Genomic DNA, 16,930 nt, shown 5'->3' with positions numbered 1-16,930 from the left:
GCTGCTCACCCCGTGTACCCCATGGGCGTGTCCTCTATCCCTGTTTACCCTGGGACCGTGACCGGCATCTCGGACGGTGCCCGGCGGCGGCCCGCCCCGTCGCTGCGTCCCTACGTGCGCGGTTACGACGGGTACCGGCTGACGGGATTCGCACCCGGCACCCACCTCGGCCTGCCGTCCCCGGACCTGACCGTCGTGCTCACGATCGGCGCACCGCTCGAACTCGCGCGGGCCGCCGCACCGGGCCAGGGGCCCGGCCGGTTCGGTGCGCTCGCGAGCGGGCTGGCCACCACCGCCGTCACCATCGCCCACGACGGCAACCAGCACGGCATCCAGCTCGCACTCACCCCCGCGGGAGCCCGGGTGCTGCTGGGCGTGCCCGCCGGTGCGCTCGGCGCCTGGGTCGTCGACCTCGAGGAGGTGCTCGGCGCCGCCGCCCGCGAGCTCGGCGAACGGATCGCCGCCACCGGGGCGTGGGAGAGCCGGTTCCGGGTCCTCGACGAGGTGCTCGGCCGGCGCCTCGCCGGTGGGCGCGGCGAGATCGACCCCCGTCTGCGGCACGCGTGGCGCAGGCTGCAGGACCCGCGTTCGCCGGGTCCGCGGATCACCGATCTGGCCGACGAGATCGGCTGGAGCCGAAGGCATCTGACGTCGCGATTCACCGCCGAGTTCGGGGTCGGGCCCAAGGAGGCGACACGGGTGATCCGATTCGACCGGTCCCGTCGGCTGCTGCGCAGCCCCGGGCCGCACGTGCTCGCCGACGTGGCCGCCCGGTGCGGGTTCTACGACCAGGCCCACCTCGCGCGGGAATGGCGCGAGATCGCCGGGGTCCCGCCGTCGCGCTGGCTGCGCGACGAGCAGTTCCCAATCGTCCAAGACGGCGACCCGGCCGTCGACGAACACTGGCAGACATGACCACGACAGCACTCACCACAACCGTATGGCCCTGCCTCTCCTACACCGACGCCCGGGCGGCGATCCGCTTCCTCGTCGACGCGTTCGGCTTCACCGAGAACGCCGTCTACGGCGACGGCGACCGCGTCGACCACGCCGAGCTGAGATGGCCGCACGGCGGCGGCGTCATGCTCGGCTCGGCCGGTCGGGGCGGCCCGATCGAGACGCCCGCCGGCACCGGCTGCATCTACCTCGTCGCCCCCGATGCCACCGCCGTCGACACGCTGCACGAACGCGCCGTGGCCGCGGGCGCCACGATCGTCGTCGCCCTGCACGACACCGACTACGGCTCACACGACTTCACGTGCCGGGACCCGCAGGGGGTGTACTGGAGCTTCGGAACCTATCCGGGCGCGTGAATCACGCGCCGTGACCGGCCGGCACCGCCTCCTGCGCCCGCGGCGGGGGCGGTGGCGTGCCGTCACCGAACGGCTTGCCGCCCAGCTCTTCCCGGCCGTGCGGCGTCAGCCACCCCCTCAGGTCGGGGCCCTTCGGCACGATCTGCGTCGGATTGATGTCGGCGTGCACGATGTAGTAGTGCTCCTTGATCTGCACGAAGTCGATCGTGTCGCCGAAGCCCGGCGTCTGGAACAGGTCCCGGGCGTACCCCCACAGCGCCGGCATCGACGAGAGCAGACCCCGGTTGCACTTGAAGTGCCCGTGGTAGACGGCGTCGAAGCGGGCCAGCGTGGTGAACAGCCGGACATCCGCCTCGGTGATCGTCTCGCCCACCAGGTACCGGCGCGAACTCAGCCGTTCCTCGAGCCAGTCCAGCCGCGCGAACAGCCGGTCGAAGGCGCGGTCGTACGCGCGCTGCGACCCGGCGAACCCGCACCGGTACACGCCGTTGTTGACGTCCTGGTAGACGAGCTGGGCCACCTCGTCGATCTCGTCGCGCAACGGCTCCGGGTAGAGGTCGGGGGCGCCGTCGCGGTGCAGCGCCGTCCACTCCGTGGAGAAGTCCAGGGTCATCTGCGCGTAATCGTTGGTGACCACCCGGCCGGTGGGCACGTCCACGACGGCCGGGACCGTGATGCCCCGTGGGTACTCGGGGTCCCGGGCGAAGTACGCGTCCTGCAACCGCGGGATCTGCAGCACCGGATCCACCCCGCCCGGGTCGAGATCGAACGTCCAGCTGCGCTCGTCGTGCGTGGGCCCGCACAACCCCAGCGACAGCGCGTCCTCGAGCCCCAGCAGCCGGCGCACGATGAGCGTGCGATTCGCCCACGGGCAGGCGCGGGCGGCGATCAGCCGGTACCGGCCCGCCTCCACCGGATACCCGTCGCGCCCGTCGGCGGTGATGCGCGTGGTGATGTAGTGCGTGTCGCGGCTGTACTCGGCGCCGGGCGTGACATACCCGTCACTGTCGCCTCCGGAGTGCTTGTTCACAGGGCTCCCTTCGCTCGGTGCGGCCCGTTCAGACGCTAGCCGGTACGGCCACCGAGGTGTGGGTACCCAGTTCGGTGTATCCCAGCACCGCGGCCAGGCCACGGCCCGCGGTGTTGTCGCGCCGGGCCCGCCACTGCGGGATCAGCCCGGCGTCGAGCGCGTCGTGCGTCGCGAGCGTCGCGACCGTCGCCGCCAGACCGATCCGGCGGTGCTCCGGCACGGTCAGTGCCGTCACGTCCGCCAGGATCGACTGCACCTCCCGGTACACCGCCCCCGACAGCGGCCGGTGGTCGTCGTCGAGCAGCACGAACGACGAGGCCTCCCCGTTCACATTCTCGAGTCCCGCCTCGGTCGCGTCGTCGGGTGGGCAGCGCCGCAACAGCTCCGCGAGATCGTCGACCTCGTGGGAGATCAGCGGATCGCGCACCCGCGTCGCGTCGACCCAGTCGGCGCAGTAACTCAGCGCGTGGCTGCGCACCGCGCGGCCGCGGGTCAGGTCGAGCAACGCCGACGCGTCCAGCTCCGCGTCGGGCACCGCCGCGACGGCCTCGACCGCCCAGCTCGGACCCACCACCGCGGTGGCCTCACCGAGGCGCAGCACCCGGACCAGCGCGGACGCGTCGTCCACCCGCGTCACCCGTCCCGGCGCGGCGAGCGCTCCGTCGTCGAGCCCGAGTTCGCGGCACCAGGCCAGCCGCACGATGTCCAGGAGATGTCCGTCCACGGCGCTACCGTAGACGCCTACGAGCGGAGGACGTGCGGGTGGAGACCGAGACAAATCCGTGGCCGGCGCTGTGGGCGCTGTGCCTCGGGTTCTTCATGATCCTGGTGGACAGCACCATCGTGGCGGTCGCCAACCCGGCGATCATGCGGGCGCTGGACACCGACATCAACAACGTCGTGTGGGTCACCAGCGCGTACCTGCTGGCATACGCGGTGCCGCTGCTGGTCACCGGCCGCCTCGGCGACCGGTTCGGCCCGAAGCGCGTCTACCTGGCGGGCCTGGTGCTGTTCACCGCGGCGTCGCTGTGGTGCGGATTGTCCGGCACCGTTGCCGCTCTCGTGGTCGCCCGGGTCTTCCAGGGCCTCGGCGCGGCCCTGATGACCCCGCAGACGATGGCGATCATCACCCGCACCTTCCCGCCCGACCGGCGAGGCACCGCGATGGGCCTGTGGGGCGCGGTGGCGGGGGTCGCGACCCTCGTGGGCCCGCTGGCCGGCGGTGTCCTCGTCGACAACCTCGGCTGGGAATGGATCTTCTTCGTGAACGTGCCGGTCGGGATCGTCGGTTTCGTCCTCGCGGCGCGGCTGGTCCCGGCGCTGCCCACCCATCCGCACCGGTTCGACCTCCTCGGCGTGCTGCTCAGCGGCGCGGGCATGTTCTGTCTCGTGTTCGGTATCCAGGAGGGCAACTCCTACGACTGGTCCACTCCCGTGTGGGTGCTGATCGCCGCCGGGGTGGCGCTGCTGGCGGTGTTCGTGTGGTACCAGTCCCGGGGGCGCGGGGAGCCGCTCGTTCCGCTCGGCCTGTTCCGCGACCGCAACTTCTCGCTGGCCAACATCGGCATCGCCACGATGGGCTTCTCGGTCACCGCGATGGTGCTGCCGCTGATGTTCTACGCCCAGGGCGTGCGCGGCTGGACACCCACGGAGTCGGCGTTGCTGATGGCCCCGATGGCGGTCCTCACCGGCGTGCTCGCCCCGATGGTCGGGCGGCTCGTGGACCGAACCCATCCGCGCTACATCGCCGGCACCGGATTCGCGCTGCTCGCCGTGTCGCTGGCGTGGCTGGCCGCGGTGATGACGCCCGACTCGCCGGTGTGGCAGCTGCTGCTGCCGATCGCCCTCATGGGCGCCGCGATGGCCGGCATCTGGTCGCCGCTGGCCGCCACCGCGACGCACGGCCTGCCGCCGCATCAGGCGGGGGCCGGGTCGGGTGTCTACAACACCACCCGGCAGGTCGGTGCCGTCCTGGGCAGCGCCGCCGTGGGTGCGCTCATCACGTCCCGCCTCGCCGTGCACGGGTTGGCCGGCGGCGGTGCCGGCGAGGGCGGGACGACGGCCCTGCCCGAGCCGGTGCGCGCGCCGTTCGCCGCCGCCATGGCCGAGTCGACGCTGCTGCCTGCCGCGGTCCTGCTCGTCGGCTTCGCCGCGGCGCTGTTTTTCACGCGGCCTGTGCGCACCGAGCCGGCGCCGAGACCACCCCTCGAGCAGCGCCGCACGCTCGCCTAGTGTGGCGCGCATGACGCAGACCACACATCCCACCCGCCTCGAGCGCCACACCACCGCGGCCGGTGCCGAGGTCGCCGTGCTCACCGTCGCGCACGGCACGCTGAACCTGTTCGACCGGGCCCTGTTCGACGCCGTGATCGCCGACATCACCGCGCTCGTGGCCGCGCCGCCGCGCGCGGTACTGATCCGCGCGGAAGGCAAGGTCGTCTCCGGCGGGGTGGACGTCCACCTGTTCGACGGCCTCGACGCCGGGCAGGGCGCGCAGCTGTGGCAGGACCTGTTCGCGCAGATCATCCACCCGCTCGAGGCCCTGCCGTGCCCCGTGGTGTTCGCCGCGCACGGGCTCACCCTCACCGCGGCGTTCGAGATCTCCCTCGCCTGCGACATCGTCCTCGCGGCGCCGGGCGCGAAGTTCGGGTTGGTGGAAACCGTCGTCGGTCTGACCCCGTCGATGGGCGGGCCGCAGCGGCTGGCCGAGCGTGCCGGCTCCGGCCGCGCACGCGAACTGGTGATGACCGGCGACCTCTACGACGCCGAGACGCTGCGGTCGTGGGGCGTGGTCAACGCGGTCCACGAGGACGTGGATTCCGCCGCACGCGCCTTGGCGGACCGGCTCGCCGACGGCCCCACCCGCGCCCACGACGCCACCAAGCAGATCATCGGCGCGTGGCGGTCCGGTGGCGTCGCGCACGCCGACTCGGAGACCCCGGACGTCTCCGGCGCGCTGTTCGGCACCGACGACCTGAAGGGTGCCGTGCGCAGCTTCCTCACCGTCGGCCCGGGGAAGGCGTCGTACACCGGAAGGTGAGCCGATCCCGCCCCCAGTTGTGACCCGCGCCATATAGTGCAGGCACACGACGAGGCGGAGGTGACGATGTCGGTGGCGGTGGTCCGGGTTTCGTGCGCAGCGGGGTGGTTCCGTGACGAGCGTGTCAGTCGCCGACTGGACGGTGTCCTGCGGTACGAGGACCTCGAGCCGTGCCTGGCCGAGCTGCTCGACCGCAGCGCGCTGCGGCACTCCGCCCGCGTCGCCGCCGTCGACCGGGCCGGCAACGCCCTCACCTACGGGCAGATGTGGTCGTCGGCAGCACGGGTGGCGGGTGGACTGCTCGATCAGGGCGTGGGCCCGGCCGACCGGGTGGTCGTCCACTATCCGAACGGGTTCCGCTGGCTGTACGCGTTTCTCGGGGTGGTCCTCGCCGGTGGGGTGCCGGTGCTGCCGGATCCGACGTGCAGCGATCCGGAACTCGAGTGGATCGCCGATGACAGCGGCGCCGTCCTGACCCTCGACGGCGAGCTGCCCGACGGGGTGGCGTTCCTGGACGAGGGCGCCGCGCCGGACGAGCTCGCGGTGCTGTACTACGTGCGCAAACGCGGCGGGGGACTGCACGGGGTGGAGCTGACCAACGAGAACATCCTCTCCACGATCGAGGCCGTGGTGCACGCGATGGACCTGACCGCGGAGGGGGCGCGCACGGTGCTCACCGCACCGCTGTCCACGGCGGCGGGCAGCGCCGTGCAGCTGTTGCCCACCCTGGCGGCCGGCGGCACCGTCGTCGCCGCCGGGGCCCGGGGGGTGCGGGTGCCGTGGCGGCACCTGCGCGCGTCGTTCCCCGCGGCGAGGTGCGTACGCGGCTGGGGGGTGGCCGAAACCGGCGGCATCGGGCTGCTGCTGCCCACCGACCAGCGGGCCGCGCACCCGCGCAGCGTCGGAGTTCCGTTCGGCGGCATGGAGGTCGCGCTCCTCGGCCCGGCCGCCGATCAAGGCGTCGGCGAACTGCTGTGCCGCGGTCCCAGCGTCGCGCGCCGCTACTGGAACGACCCGGAATCGACCGCCGAGACCTTCGACGACGGCTGGTTCCACACCGGCGACCAGGTGCACATCGACGGGGACGGCTTCGTCACGCCCGTCGCCGTCCGGGTGTCGTGACACGGCGGTACGGCCGGTCCGCCGCCGCCGGGTTCGGTTGCGGTATAAGCGAATGGACCGCGGTACGCGCGGTCGGCTACCGAATCCTGTGAAAGGTGTGCGCGCATGTCCGACGAGGTCCTGCTCGAGCGTCGCGGTCGAATCCTGGTGATCACCATCAACCGGCCCGAGGCCCGCAATGCCGTCAACGCGGCCGTCAGCCACGCCCTCGCCGCCGCCGTCGACGAACTCGACGCCGATCCCGACCTGTCCGTGGGCGTGCTCACCGGTGCGGGTGGCAACTTCTGTGCCGGCATGGATCTCAAGGCGTTCGTCGCCGGGGAGAACGTCGCGGTGCCGGGCAAGGGCCTCGGCTTCACCGAGGCGCCGCCGCGCAAACCGATCATCGCCGCCGTCGAGGGCTTTGCGCTGGCCGGCGGCACCGAACTCGTCCTCGCCACGGATCTCGTGGTCGCCGCCGCGGACGCCAGGTTCGGCATCCCGGAGGTCAAGCGCGGACTCGTCGCCGCGGGCGGCGGCCTGCTGCGCCTGCCCACCCGGATCCCGTATCAGAAGGCGATGGAACTGGCCCTCACCGGCGACGCGTTCACCGCCGAGGAGGCCCACGGCTACGGCTTCGTCAACATTCTCACCGAGCCGGGCGGTGCGCTGGAGGGTGCCCTGGCCCTCGCCGAACGGATCACGGCCAACGGCCCGCTCGCCGTGGCGGCCACCAAGGAGGTCATCGCCAAGGCCGCCGACTGGCCGGCGGACGAGGCCTTCGACAGGCAACGCGAGATCGTCGGCCCGGTGTTCGTGTCCGAGGACGCCCGCGAGGGCGCGACGGCGTTCGCGGAGAAGCGTTCCCCGGTCTGGAAGGGCCGCTGACGACCCGCGTCCCTTCCGCGCGGCCGCGGAAGGGACGCGTCGACGAAGGAGGATCGTGCTCGCCGAACTGCACGTCCACATCGAGGGCACTCTCGAACCGGAGCTGATCTTCGCTCTGGCCGAGCGCAACCGGGTCGCGCTCCCGTACGCCGACCTCGCCGAACTGCGCAGCCGGTACGAGTTCACCGATCTGCAGTCCTTCCTCGACCTGTACTACGCGAACATGCAGGTGCTGCGGACGGCCGAGGACTTCGCCGATCTCGCGCGGGCGTACCTGCGCCGGGCGGCGCAGGCCGGCGTGACGCGGGCCGAGTTCTCCTTCGACCCGCAGGCGCACACGAGCCGCGGCGTGCCGCTGACGGAGGTGGTCGAGGGCCTCGCGGACGCCGTCGCGGCGGGCCGGCGAGAGTTCGGCGTCGATGCGGCGATGATCGCCTCCGTCGTGCGGGACCGGCCCGTGCACGAGGCCGAGGAGGTGTTCGGGGAGCTGCTGCGCCTGTCGGCTCCGATCATCGGGCTGGGTCTGGACTCTGCGGAGGTGGGCTATCCGCCGTCGCTGTTCGAGGACGTGTTCGCCCGCGCCCGCGCCGAGGGCCTGCACACGGTCGCCCATGCGGGAGAGGAGGGCCCGCCCGAATACGTGTGGCAGGCACTGGATCTGCTCGGGGCCGAACGCATCGACCACGGCATCCGATCCCTCGAGGACCCCCTCCTCGTAACGCGCCTCGTGGACGAGCAGATTCCGCTCACGGTCTGTCCACTGTCCAACGTCCGTTTGCGCGTGGTGGATTCGCTCGAGCGGCATCCGCTGCCGCGCATGCTCGAGGCGGGTCTGCTGGTGACCGTCAACTCCGACGATCCGGCGTACTTCGGCGGGTACGTCGACGACACGTTCGCGGCGCTGCGCGATCGGCTCGGGCTCACGTCCGATCAGCGGGAGACGTTGGCGCGCAATTCGATCGCGGCGTCCTTCGGCTAGCCCGCGGCCTACGGGCCGAGCACGCGGTCCAGGTACGGGTTGGCGAAGGTGCGCTGCGGGTCGACGCGGTCGCGGACGGCGAGGAAGTCGTCGAAGCGCGGATACGTCGTGCGCAGGTCGGCCGCGCTGCGGCCGTGCATCTTGCCCCAGTGTGGCCGTCCGTCCACGGCGCGGGCGATCGCCTCGACCGCATCGAAGTACGCCCGGTGCTCGCGCCGGTGGTACTGGTGCACGGCGAGGTACGCGCTGTCGCGGCCGTGTGCCGTCGACAGCCACACGTCGTCGGCGGCGGCGAAGCGTACCTCGACGGGAAAAGCGACACGGAAGTCGTTGCGGGAGAGCCACGCATCGATCTCGGTGAGCACGTCGGTCACCGAGCCGACGGGTACGGCGTACTCCATCTCCCGGAACCGGACCCGGCGCGGGGAGGCGAAGACGCGATAGCTGCGGTCGACGAACTCCCGCGGCGACAGCGTCCGGGCGGCGAACTCGTTGAGCCGCGGGATGGTCGCGGGGGCGCGGGTCGCGACGCGCTGGACGACCTCGAACATGCCGTTGGCGAGCACCTCGTCGTCGACGAAGCCCCGTACCCGGCCCACCGGGGCGCCGGGCGCGTCGGCGGGCAGCCGGGTGTTGCGCTTGGTGAGCACCCGGTCGGTGTGCGGGAACCAGTAGAACTCGAAGTGGTCGACGGCGAGCCGGTCGCGCTCGAGCACGGCGAGGGTGTCGTGCAGCGTGCCGGGCGCTTCCGCGGCGTGCAGCGCGAAGGCGGGCACGCACTCGAGTGTGATCGTGGCGAGGATGCCGACGGCGCCGAGGCCGAGCCGGGCGGCCTCGTAGAGTTCCGGGTGGTCGTCGGGGGAGCAGTGCACGACGGAACCGTCGGCGAGCACCACGGTGGCGGCGCGGGCGACGGTGGCGAGGCCCCCGAATCGCGCGCCGGTGCCGTGGGTGCCGGTGGACATCGCGCCGGCGAGCGACTGCACGTCGATGTCCCCGAGGTTGGGCACGGCCAGACCCTGATCCCACAGGAGCCGGTTGAGATCCCGCAGCCGGGTGCCGGCCCGCACGGTGACGAGCGCACCGGCGGAGGTGGGCCGGACGTCCTCGATGCCGGTGAACCGGTCGAGGGAGACGAGCACGCCGTCGGTGACGGCGGCGCCGCTGAACGAGTGTCCCGCCCCGACCGCCTTGACGCGCAGGCCCCGCTCGGATGCGCGTGCGACGACGGCGGCGATCTCGTCCAGGGATTCCGGAGTCTCGTACGCGCGCGGCGTCGCGGATTCGGTGCGCGCCCAGTTGCGCCAGGTGGCTGCGGGACGGTCGGTGGCCATGGGGCAATCATCGACTTGGACGACCGTCCAGGTCAATAGGGGCCGACGGATCCGGACCGGGTTCTACGATCGGAGGCATGCTGAACCGGTTGCCGGCGGACCAACGTCGAGCCCAACTCGTCGAATCCGCCCTCGCGCTGGCCGAGGGCGGCGGTCTCGGGGCCGTCACAGTGCGTGCCGTCGCCGAGCACGCCGGCGTATCGCTCGGGGTGGTGCACTACTGCTTCGAGAGCAAGGAAGCCCTCGTCGCCGCGATGGGGGAGACGCTGGTGCTCCAGCTCAGCCAGGCGTTGCGCACCGCCTTCACCCTCCCGCAGAACGGGCCGGACCCGCAGGGCCCGCGCGGGCTGCGGCAGCTGCTCTACGCCGGGATCACTGCGATGTGGCCGACGATCGAGGCGACGGCCGACCGTCAGCTGCTCACCTACGAGATCACCACCTATTCGCTGCGCCACCGCGCTGCCGGCGAGCCGCTCGGCGGCAACATCGCCACCGAGCAGTACCGCATCATGGACGTCGAGGCCCAGGCATTTCTCGAGGAGTGCGCCGCCCGCACCGGCACCGAGTGGGTCGAGCCGGTCTCGACCGTCGCGCGCCTGGCGCTGGCCATGCTCGACGGCCTGGTCCTGCGGTGGCTGGTGGATCGTGACAGCGACGCCATCGTCACCGAACTCGACGACATCGCCGCGATCGTCGCCGGCCGGGCCGTGGAAACGACCTGAACCTGGACACAGGTCCAAGTCGGTGCTTGACTGGCCGCGACGACCCGACCTGCCGTGGATTGGACCCCCGCCGTGACCCACCCCCTCGACCGGCTCCACGACGCGACGGCCGACCTGGACCCGCCGCTCGCGGCCGTCGACCTTCCCACACTCCGACGCAACGCCGCCGACCTCGTCCGTCGCGCCGGGGGCACGCCCGTGCGGGTGGCGAGCAAGTCCGTCCGGTGCCGCGCGGTCCTCGAGGAGGTGCTCGGCACCGGCCTCACCGCCGACGGCGGTTTCGGCGGGATCATGGCGTACTCGCTGCGCGAAGCGCTCTGGCTGGTCGAGCGCGGCGCCCGCGACGTGCTCCTCGGATACCCGACCGTCGACCGTGCCGCGCTCGCCGAACTCGCCGGCCGGCCGCACGCCCTCGACGCGGTCACCCTCATGGTCGACTCCGCCGCCCAGCTCGGCATCGTCCGCGACGCCCTCGGCACCGCCCGTGTGCGACCCCGCGTGTGCCTCGACGTGGATGCGTCGCTGCGGCTCGGGCCGGTGCACCTCGGCGTGCGGCGCTCGCCGCTGCGCACGCCCGACGAGGTGGGGCAGCTCGCCCGCTGCGCCACGACCGCCGGCTTCGCCGTCGTCGGAGTGATGTTCTACGAGGCGCAGATCGCCGGTCTGCCCGACACGTCGCTCGCGGTCCGCCTGATCAAGCGCCGGTCGGCCGCCGAGCTGGCCACCCGTCGCAGCGCCGTCGTCGGGGCCGTCCGCGCCGTCGTCGGCGACCTCGAGATCGTCAACAGCGGCGGCACGGGTTCGCTCGAGATCAGTTCCGCGGACCCGGTCGTCACCGAGGTCACCGCCGGCTCCGGCCTCTACGTGCCCACGTTGTTCGACCGATACCGGGCCTTCACACCGCGGCCCGCGCTGTACTTCGCGCTGCCCACGGTGCGCAGGCCCAGTCCCACCATCGCCACGCTCTTCGGTGGCGGTTACATCGCCTCCGGCCCGACGGGTCCGTCCCGGGTACCGCGGCCGGTGCGGCCCGCCGGACTGCGGCTGCTGCGCGCCGAGGGTGCCGGCGAGGTGCAGACCCCGGTCACCGGCCGCGCCGCCGCAGACCTGCCCGTCGGCGGCCGCGTGTGGCTGCGGCATGCCAAGGCGGGGGAGCTGTGCGAGCGGTTCGCGCACCTGCATCTCGTCGACGCCGGCGGCACCCGCACCACCGTCCCCACCTATCGCGGCGAGGGGCACTGCTGGTGAGCTACGCCGGTGCCGCGCTGTTGCACAACGCCTTCCAGTCCTGCTCCGTGCGATCGGCGTAGGCGGCGGACCACCGCGCCACCGCCTCGTCGAACACCGTCCCGCGGCCGAGGTACCCGGCGACGAACGCGCCGTCCGGGCTCTGGCTGTGGGCGCGGGCGAGCAGCGCTCCGCACAGCCGGCCGTACTGCTCCGATTGTGCGGGCCTGAGCCGTTCCCACTGCACCGATCCCTTCATGTCCCGGAACTGACGCACATAGAAGTCCCGGCGCACGCCGTCGGCGCCGGGGACGCCGGTGATCCAGCCGAGAAGCGGATCCGAGTGGGCCTGCAGGATCCGCTGTGCCCCCACGACGCGGGCGCCCTGGCCGTGCGCGATGAGGTCGGCCTCGACCCGGTGCGGGGTCTCCCGGATCCCGCCGTGCGTCTCCAACACCGACCGCCCGGCCTCCTTGACCTGGAGAAACAGCGGCTCGTCGGCCGGGCCGAGCAGCAGGACGAGGAAGCATCGGGTGCCCACGCTGCCCACCCCCACGATCCGCATCGCAAAATCCACGACGCGGTACTGGGAAAGCAGCAGCTGGGCATCCGCCCGCACCGTCGCACGGTAGGACGCGACGATCCGCTCGATGGCGTCGAGTGACCCGATGTCGAGGTGGCGGACGATCGGGGGCTGGTCGACGATGCGCGGAACGTCGTCGGCCGTGGTGACCGTCAGTTTCCTCAGGACCTGTTCCGACGTGCGGCTGCGAGCCTTCTGCACGACGGCTCGTATCGCCTCCGGATTCCGCGACGCCTGCTCGATCTCTTCCGCGTCGACCTGGAAGTAGAACCGCTCGGTGGCCGTCAGGCCGGACAGGAACCGGATGGTCTCGCGGTACGAGCGCACCGTCGCGAGGGTCGCGTCCCGGCACTGCTGCTCGGTGCAGCCGGTGTGACGGCCGGCCAGCCATACCGAGGCGGCCAGCCGCTTGACGTCCCATTCCCACGGCGCCGGATACGCCTCGTCGAAGTCGTTGAGATCGAACAGGACCCGTCGCTCCGGCGAGGCGTACAGGCCGAAATTCGCCAGATGGGCGTCGCCCGAGGCCACCACGTGCGGTCCCGTCACGGCCTCGGTGGACAGATCCGCCGCCATCGCGGCGGCGCTGCCGCGGTAGTAGGCGAACGGGGACTCCGTCATCCGCTCGTACCGGATCGGCACCAGTTCCGGCAGCCGGGTGCGGTTCTGCTGCTCGAAGATCGCCACGGGGTCGCGGTCGGGGCAACGGAATTCGCCGTGCGCACCGCGGGGCACGCGGGTGCGGGCGGCACGCCCCTCGGCTCGACTGCGCTCGGCGGCGGTAGTCGGTGTCATCCCGCGATTGTGCACCGGCGCACAATGACCGCATGCCCTTTTTCGACGGCAGCACCGGCCGTATCCACTACCGACACTGGCCCGTCGACGGCGCGGCGGCCGCCGTCGTCTTCGCCCACGGGATGCGTCAGCACACCGGCCACTACCACCGCTTCGCGGCGGGCCTGGCGACGCACGGCATCGCGTTGTGGGGCATCGATCTCGCCGGGCACGGTCTGTCCGAGGGCAGCCCCGGCGAACCGGGCGTCCTCGACGACCTGGCTGCGGACCTGCTGCGCGTCGCCGAGGTGGCGGAGCGTGCCGAGCCGGGGATGCCGCTGGTGGTGATGGGGCATTCGCTCGGCGCGGCGACCGCCCTCACGCTGCTGCGCACCGACGCCGGCTGCTTCCGTGGCGCCGTGCTGTGCGGGACGCCGCGCTCGGCGGCCGTGCCCGCGACGGCCGAGATCCTCGCGGGGGCTCGCATCCCGCTGCTCGCGGTGCACGGCGCCGACGACCGGCTGGCCCCGATCGACCCCGTGCGGGCCTGGGCCCGGACGATCCCGGCCCTGGACCTGCGCGAGTACCCCGACGCGGGCCACGACCTGCTGCACGAACCGGTGCACCGCACGGTGACGCGCGACGTCGCCGAGTTCGTCCGGACCGTGACCGAAGTGCCGGCCCCCCAACAACAGTGAGCGAATGTATCCCTCACTCGATCAGAGGAGATGAAGGATACATTCGCTCACCATGGGCGTGGCCCTACGAGTAGATGGCCTCGATCGCCGTGCCGTGCGCCTCGTGGATGACGTTGCGCTTGAGCTTGAGCGTCGGGGTCAGCTCGCCGGTCTCGATGGTGAAGTCCACTTCGAGGATCCGGTACTTCTTGATCTGCTCGGGGTTGGAGACCTTCCTGTTGCCCTCGGCCACCGCGGCGTCGATCTCCGCGATCAGGTCGGGGTTCTTCAACAGCTCGGACACCGGGGCGTCGGCCGGAATGCCGTGGCGCTCCTTCCAGCCGGGCAGGGCCTCGGGGTCGAGGGTGATCAGCGCGCCGATGAACGGCTTCGCGTCGCCGACGACGATGACCTGGCTGATCAGCGGGTGCGCCCGCAGAGCGTCCTCGAGCACGGCCGGGGCGACGTTCTTGCCGCCGGCGGTGACGATGAGCTCCTTCTTGCGGCCGGTGATGTGGACGAATCCGTCCTCGTCGATCTTGCCGATGTCACCGGTGTGGAACCAGCCGTCGACGATCGCTTCGGCGGTGGCCTTCTCGTTCTTCCAGTAGCCGCCGAACACCGCGGGGCCCTTGAGCAGCAGCTCGCCGTCCTCGGCGATCCGCGCGGCGTGCCCGTTGACCGGCCGGCCGACGCTGCCCACCCGCTGGTGCTCGGGGGTGTTGATGGTGACGCCACCGGTGGTCTCGGTCAGGCCGTAGCCCTCGAAGATCGGGATGCCGACGCCGCGGAAGAAGTGGCCCAGGCGCGCGCCGAGGGCGGCGCCGCCGGAAACCGCCTGCTCGCACTCGCCACCGAGGGCCGCGCGCAACTTGCTGTACACCAGCTTGTCGAACACCGCGTGCTTGATCTTCAGGCCCAGACCGGGCCTGCCCTTGTCCAGCGCCTCGCTGTACGCGATGGCGGTATCGGAGGCCTTCTCGAAGATCCGGCCCTTGCCGCCGTCGTACGCCTTCTGCTTGGCCGAGTTGTAGACCTTCTCGAACACGCGCGGCACCGACAGGATGAAGTTCGGCTTGAACTCGCCGAGCTGGTCGAGCAGCGTGGTCAGATCGGAGGTGTGCGCGACGGTGACGCCGTGCTCGAACGCGCCGAACGAGATCTCGCGGGCGAACACGTGCGCGAGCGGCAGGAACAGCAGGGTCCGCTTGCCGCTCACCATGGAGTTCGGCAGGGCGAGCTTGACGGCCGCCGCCTCGGCCCACAGGTTGCTGTGGGTCAGCTGCACACCCTTGGGGCGGCCGGTGGTGCCCGAGGTGTAGATCAGGGTGGCGGGGGACTCGGCACGCACCTGGTGGCGCCGCTCCTCGAGCTGCTCGTCGGTGATCGCGGCGCCGCGCGCGATCAGTTCGTCGACGGCGCCCTTCGCTCCCGCTGCGCCCTCGATCTGCAGGACCTCGCGCAGGGCCGGCGCGGCCTCGGCCACGGCGGCGACCGTCCGCGCGTGGTTGTCGTTCTCCACGACCAGCAGCGAGGTCCCCGAGTCCTCGAGGATCCACTGGGCCTGGTCGGCCGAGGAGGTCTCGTAGATCGCGACGGTGCAGCCCCCGGCGGCCCAGATCGCGTAGTCGATGAGGACCCATTCGTAGCGGGTGCTCGACAGGATCGCGACCCGGTCGCCGAGTTCGATCCCGGAGGCCATCAGGCCCTTGGCCACCCCGCGGACCTGTGCGGCGAACTCGGCGGCGGTGACGCTGACCCACCGGCCGTCGACCCTGCGCTCGAACGGCACCCAGGTCGGCGACTCCTTCTCGTGCCGGAAGACGGCGTCCGCCATCGATGCGTCCTCGGGAATCGAGAACGACTGTGGCACGGCAAACTCTCTCACGGTGACCCCTCCATCAATTTTTCACTGGTGGATGTGCATTGCATCACACGAGGACGGAAAACGCAGCAACGGGGGTGCCCGATTTGTAGCCTTTTCGCTCTGACCTGTGAAGATACCTGTTAATAACGGACACGGACAACCGTTGTCCGCGGGTGCGTGCTCAGGCGGGCTCGAGCAGCCGGGCGGCCTCGTCGTCGGAGAGCTGATGGAAGTCGTCGTATGCGGCGCCGACGCTGCCCAGGTCCGCGGGCGTGAACGGGCACACCACCTCGTCGGCCACCGCGCCCACGCGACGCGCCGCCTCCGGGGACGCCACGGGCACCGCCAGCACCACCCGTTCGGCACCGGACTCCCGAGCGGCCAGGCAGGCGACGGCAGCGGTCGCGCCGGTGGCCATGCCGTCGTCGACGAGGACCACCGTGCGTCCCGACAGCGACGTGCGCTCCTTGCCGCCGCGCAGCAGCCGGGCGCGACGGTCGAGTTCGGTGCGTTCACGGGCCTCGATCCGTGCGATCGAGTCCTCGGCCACCCGGCCGATCCGGATGACGTCCTCGTTGAGCACGCGGAAGCCGCCCTCGGCGATGGCGCCCATCGCGAGTTCCGGCTGCCACGGCACCCCGAGCTTGCGGACGACGAGCACGTCGAGCGGGGCGTCGAGGGCGCGAGCCACCTCGCGGGCGACGGGGATGCCGCCGCGTGGGAGGGCGAGGACCACGGGGTTCGCGTCGCGCAGGTGGGCGACCGAGCGGGCCAGCCGCCGCCCGGCCTCCGGACGGCCGGAATAACGCATAGGTCGAGTATGCGCCCGGCGGCGGGCGGCCCGGGCGGGTTTGCGTCCGGATCCGGGCCCGCTCAGGCGACGGTGTGCAGGGCTCAGGCGACGGTGTGCAGGGCTCGGGCGGGCCGCAGGGCGTCGAGGAGCGGCTGCCAGGTGGAGGCGTCGCCGCCGCGCCGCTGCCACTCGCCGGCGAGGGTGGTGTCGTCCGTACCGGCGAGGTCGTCGATGGTGTCGACGCCGTGCCGGTACAGGACCTCGGCGGCCAGTTCGACGGTGTCGGCGGCGATGGGGGCCTCGTCGGGGCTGTAGCGGCGACGGTAGTGGCCGACCTTGCCGGCCCACTGGGCGCTGCCGCCGGTCTCCTCGAAGGTGCGCAGGAGCGCGCGGATCCCGTCGCGGCCGGCGTCCGCGCCCTGGGCGGCCCTGTAGGCCCGGTAGCGATCGGTGACGATCCCGGGATCTACGCCTCGGGTGCGGTGCACTGCGTCGAGCAGGCGCAGGGCCAGGTTGTCGGCTGCGTCGGGCATCGGGGCCTCCCGGTGGTGACATGGCGCGGTGGAGCGGTTCCACAGGTGTATCGCTGATGACCGGGCGTG

At 72.0% G+C, this 16,930-nt stretch carries 17 protein-coding genes; 10 read left to right on the top strand and 7 right to left on the bottom strand.

All coding sequences use genetic code 11. The features are described 5' to 3' along the window. Positions 1 to 57: 57 nt before the first annotated feature. The gene (locus JYA75_RS23240) at positions 58 to 915 is read left to right on the top strand and encodes an AraC family transcriptional regulator (RefSeq protein ID WP_203329433.1); all 858 of its coding nucleotides are present in this window, start codon (positions 58 to 60) and stop codon (positions 913 to 915) included. After that, on the top strand, positions 912 to 1,313 hold the full coding sequence (locus tag JYA75_RS23235) for a VOC family protein (RefSeq protein ID WP_050034875.1): 402 nt from the start codon (positions 912 to 914) through the stop codon (positions 1,311 to 1,313). Before JYA75_RS23240 ends, JYA75_RS23235 begins: the two co-directional genes overlap by 4 nt. Before the next feature lies 1 nt (position 1,314). Here the strand turns inward: JYA75_RS23235 and JYA75_RS23230 are convergent, their stop codons facing one another. Both JYA75_RS23230 and JYA75_RS23225 read right to left on the bottom strand, forming a co-directional pair. Continuing rightward, positions 1,315 to 2,343, bottom strand: a complete 1,029-nt coding sequence (locus JYA75_RS23230) for a glutathione S-transferase C-terminal domain-containing protein (RefSeq protein WP_050034876.1) — start codon at positions 2,341 to 2,343, stop codon at positions 1,315 to 1,317. Between the two features lie 28 nt (positions 2,344 to 2,371). Continuing rightward, positions 2,372 to 3,067, bottom strand: a complete 696-nt coding sequence (locus tag JYA75_RS23225) for a GNAT family N-acetyltransferase (RefSeq protein ID WP_072634754.1) — start codon at positions 3,065 to 3,067, stop codon at positions 2,372 to 2,374. Positions 3,068 to 3,105: 38 nt separating this feature from the next. On the opposite strand from JYA75_RS23225, the gene JYA75_RS23220 reads away from it, so the two are divergent. From JYA75_RS23220 to JYA75_RS23200, 5 genes are all read left to right on the top strand, one after another. Continuing rightward, positions 3,106 to 4,575 carry a DHA2 family efflux MFS transporter permease subunit gene (locus JYA75_RS23220; protein ID WP_168579385.1) on the top strand — a complete coding sequence of 490 codons (1,470 nt, stop codon included), beginning with the start codon at positions 3,106 to 3,108 and terminating at the stop codon, positions 4,573 to 4,575. A gap of 10 nt (positions 4,576 to 4,585) precedes the next feature. Then, positions 4,586 to 5,383, top strand: coding sequence for an enoyl-CoA hydratase/isomerase family protein (locus JYA75_RS23215; protein ID WP_006938708.1), 798 nt, complete (start codon positions 4,586 to 4,588; stop codon positions 5,381 to 5,383). Between the two features lie 66 nt (positions 5,384 to 5,449). Next, the gene (locus tag JYA75_RS23210; protein ID WP_029542511.1) at positions 5,450 to 6,505 is read left to right on the top strand and encodes an AMP-binding protein; all 1,056 of its coding nucleotides are present in this window, start codon (positions 5,450 to 5,452) and stop codon (positions 6,503 to 6,505) included. 105 nt (positions 6,506 to 6,610) lie between these two features. Further along, on the top strand, positions 6,611 to 7,372 hold the full coding sequence (locus JYA75_RS23205) for a crotonase/enoyl-CoA hydratase family protein (protein ID WP_203329432.1): 762 nt from the start codon (positions 6,611 to 6,613) through the stop codon (positions 7,370 to 7,372). A 55-nt stretch (positions 7,373 to 7,427) separates the two neighbouring features. Continuing rightward, positions 7,428 to 8,351, top strand: a complete 924-nt coding sequence (locus tag JYA75_RS23200) for an adenosine deaminase (protein ID WP_203329431.1) — start codon at positions 7,428 to 7,430, stop codon at positions 8,349 to 8,351. Positions 8,352 to 8,359: 8 nt separating this feature from the next. Here JYA75_RS23200 and JYA75_RS23195 read toward each other — a convergent pair whose 3' ends face one another. Further along, on the bottom strand, positions 8,360 to 9,685 hold the full coding sequence (locus JYA75_RS23195; RefSeq protein ID WP_029542516.1) for a D-arabinono-1,4-lactone oxidase: 1,326 nt from the start codon (positions 9,683 to 9,685) through the stop codon (positions 8,360 to 8,362). Positions 9,686 to 9,762: 77 nt separating this feature from the next. Here JYA75_RS23195 and JYA75_RS23190 point away from each other — a divergent pair, with 77 nt between their 5' ends. After that, a complete protein-coding gene (locus JYA75_RS23190; RefSeq protein WP_029542519.1) occupies positions 9,763 to 10,407 on the top strand; it encodes a TetR/AcrR family transcriptional regulator in 645 nt (214 codons plus the stop codon). Between the two features lie 72 nt (positions 10,408 to 10,479). Then, positions 10,480 to 11,655: an amino acid deaminase/aldolase gene (locus tag JYA75_RS23185; RefSeq protein WP_161995670.1), complete on the top strand. Its 1,176-nt coding sequence runs from the start codon at positions 10,480 to 10,482 to the stop codon at positions 11,653 to 11,655. Position 11,656: 1 nt separating this feature from the next. Here the strand turns inward: JYA75_RS23185 and JYA75_RS23180 are convergent, their stop codons facing one another. Next, positions 11,657 to 13,012, bottom strand: a complete 1,356-nt coding sequence (locus JYA75_RS23180) for a DUF2252 domain-containing protein (protein ID WP_161995669.1) — start codon at positions 13,010 to 13,012, stop codon at positions 11,657 to 11,659. A gap of 32 nt (positions 13,013 to 13,044) precedes the next feature. On the opposite strand from JYA75_RS23180, the gene JYA75_RS23175 reads away from it, so the two are divergent. Next, positions 13,045 to 13,689, top strand: coding sequence for an alpha/beta fold hydrolase (locus JYA75_RS23175; RefSeq protein WP_203329430.1), 645 nt, complete (start codon positions 13,045 to 13,047; stop codon positions 13,687 to 13,689). 64 nt (positions 13,690 to 13,753) lie between these two features. Here JYA75_RS23175 and JYA75_RS23170 read toward each other — a convergent pair whose 3' ends face one another. The 3 genes from JYA75_RS23170 to JYA75_RS23160 all read right to left on the bottom strand — a co-directional run bounded on the left by JYA75_RS23170 (position 13,754) and on the right by JYA75_RS23160 (position 16,861). Then, on the bottom strand, positions 13,754 to 15,556 hold the full coding sequence (locus tag JYA75_RS23170; RefSeq protein WP_168579389.1) for a long-chain fatty acid--CoA ligase: 1,803 nt from the start codon (positions 15,554 to 15,556) through the stop codon (positions 13,754 to 13,756). A 160-nt stretch (positions 15,557 to 15,716) separates the two neighbouring features. Next, on the bottom strand, positions 15,717 to 16,346 hold the full coding sequence (locus JYA75_RS23165; RefSeq protein WP_006938688.1) for a phosphoribosyltransferase family protein: 630 nt from the start codon (positions 16,344 to 16,346) through the stop codon (positions 15,717 to 15,719). 83 nt (positions 16,347 to 16,429) lie between these two features. After that, complete coding sequence (locus JYA75_RS23160) at positions 16,430 to 16,861, bottom strand: hypothetical protein (RefSeq protein WP_006938685.1); 432 nt, start codon at positions 16,859 to 16,861, stop codon at positions 16,430 to 16,432. Between the last annotated feature and the right edge of the window lie 69 nt (positions 16,862 to 16,930).

It is taken from the genome of Rhodococcus sp. PSBB066 (assembly GCF_017068255.1).
GTDB lineage: Bacteria > Actinomycetota > Actinomycetes > Mycobacteriales > Mycobacteriaceae > Rhodococcus > Rhodococcus aetherivorans.
The sequence above is the reverse complement of the archived record's forward strand: the minus strand, read 5'-3'. Positions and strand labels throughout refer to the sequence as shown.